At 76.6% G+C, this 2,271-nt stretch carries 1 protein-coding gene and 1 pseudogene; both read left to right on the forward strand.

Going from position 1 to position 2,271, the window contains the following annotated elements; genetic code table 11:
- Positions 1-255 precede the first annotated feature (255 nt).
- Entirely contained in the window at positions 256-1,284 is a 1,029-nt protein-coding gene (locus tag ACFXA3_RS41225; protein ID WP_385196422.1) for a GlxA family transcriptional regulator, read from the forward strand.
- A gap of 133 nt (positions 1,285-1,417) precedes the next feature.
- A pseudogene (locus tag ACFXA3_RS41230) lies at positions 1,418-2,271 on the forward strand (beta-xylosidase); the annotation flags it as partial.

The raw sequence follows: 2,271 nt of genomic DNA on the forward strand, positions 1-2,271 counted from the left end.
GGGGTGGTGGGGGGGGGGGGGGGGTGGGGGGCGCCGGGCGGGCGCGCGTGTTCGCGGGGCGGGGGGGGGGGCGCGCCGGCGCGGGGGGGGGCCCCCCCCCCCCGGCCCGCCCCGGAGGGGTCGGGGCGGTCGGGGCGGTTGGGGTGGGGGCGTGCGGGGTGTGGTGGGGAGCTGTCTGCGTCACGCAGACAGCATCCGGCCGCGAGGATCCCTGACGACAGTGGCCTGAACGACACCCTTCGATACGATCGGGCCATGGCCCCGCACCGTGTCGTCGTCCTCGCCCTCACCGGACTGCTGCCCTTCGAGCTCGGCATCCCGCACCGGATCTTCGGCCGCGCCAAGGACTCCGCCGGGCAGCCGCTGTACGAGATCCTCACCTGCGCCCTGGCCGCAGGGCCGGTGCGCACGGACGCCGATTTCGCGGTCCACGTCGAGCACGGCCCCGAGCTGCTGGCCACCGCCGACACGGTGGTGGTGCCCGCCTCCTACGAGCTGGGGCCGGTGTACGAGGAGGGCCGGCTGACCGGTGAACTCGCCGCGGCACTCACGCACATCCGGCCCGGGACGCGGCTCGTCTCGATCTGCACGGGCGGGTACGTGCTGGCCGCCGCCGGGTTCCTGGACGGCCGCCCCGCCACCACGCACTGGGCCCACGCCGAGCACTTCCAGCGGCTCTTCCCGGCCGTGCGGGTGGACGCCGGCGTGCTCTACACCGACGACGGGGACGTGCTGACCTCGGCCGGGGTCGCCGCCGGCATCGACCTGTGCCTGCACATCGTGCGCCGCGACCACGGGGCCGCCGTCGCCAACGACGTGGCCCGGCGGACCGTCGTACCGCCGCACCGGGACGGCGGGCAGGCCCAGTACGTCGACCGCCCGGTGCCGCAGCCGCAGCTGGCCAGTACGGCGGCGGCCCGCGCGTGGGTGCTGGACCGGCTGCACGAGCCGGTCCGGCTGGTCGACCTGGCCCGGCAGGAGGCTATGTCCGTGCGGACGTTCACACGCCGGTTCCGGGAGGAGTCCGGGATCAGCCCGGGCGAGTGGATCGTCGGGCAGCGGGTGGAACGGGCCCGGCGGCTGCTGGAGAAGACGGACCTGCCGATGGAACGGGTGGCGCGGGAGACGGGTTTCGGGACGGCCCAGTCCCTTCGCAAGCACGTGCAGGCGGCGCTGGGGGTGAGCCCCACGGCGTACCGGCGCACGTTCCGCGCGATGAGCGGGCAGGGGGAGGCCGGGGCCGGGGCCGGAGCCTGGACCGGGACCGAGGCTGCCAATGCCTGATGGGCCATCAGTTGTTGCCGGATCCGTGCCTTGACTTCTCCCGCCGCCCGCTCGTGAATGGCCCCCTGTCGGCGCGAGGGAACCCAGGGGGCGGGCCGTGCGAACACGGGCGGGCAGCAGGAGATGGGGGCCGGTGGCCGTCGGCCTGGCGGTGCTCGCGGCCACGAGCGGCGGTGCGCTGGGCGCACCCGCCGCCGCCGACGGCGAGACGCCCCCGGCACAGGGGTCGGGGCAGGTCGGCTTCCCGACGCACTGCCTGCCCCCGCAGGAGACCGGACTCCCGCCCGCCGACGGCCCGACCGCGGCCCGGATCGCCGTCGACGACCCGGCGCCGGAGGTCGGTGACACGGTCACCGTGACGTACCAGGTGGCCCGGACCCCCGCGGTGAACCCCGTCGGCGGCGAACTCCCGGCCGATGCGCTGACCCCGACCGGGCGGATCCTGCTGGGGGGTGCGCAGAGCGGCGAGGTCACCGTGGTGGGGGCGAAGCGGAACGACCCCGTTCAGGAAGGTGCGGAGCTGCCCGCCGTCACCATGACCGGCACGTTCACCGTCACCGCGCCCGGCGAGATCACCCTGGCCCCGGGCGACTACACCCTGCACACCGGCCACCTCGTGGACCTGGACACCACCTGCACCGTCACCGGGGCCCCGGTGTCCGCGCGGCTCACCGCGAGCCCTCCCCCGGCCACCGCAGGGGGGACCCCCACCCAAATCGACCGGCGGTCGGTCGCGCTCGCCGCGGCGTACGGGAAGCCGGGTGCGAAGGTCGAGGTCACCGGCACCGGCTTCGTCCCGGGCGCGGCCGTGACCGTGGCCGGCCGGGCGGGCGCCGCCGAGACCGCGGACCGGGTGGCCGTCAGGGCGGACGGGCGCGGCGCGGTCCGCGCGGAACTGCCGGTGACGGACCGGACGACGACCGCGGTGATCGCGTACGAGGGCGCGGCCTGGTCGGCGGAGCAGGGCTCGGGCCCGGCGGCGTACAC

The organism is Streptomyces sp. NPDC059456 (assembly GCF_042750055.1).
Classification (GTDB): Bacteria; Actinomycetota; Actinomycetes; order Streptomycetales; family Streptomycetaceae; genus Streptomyces.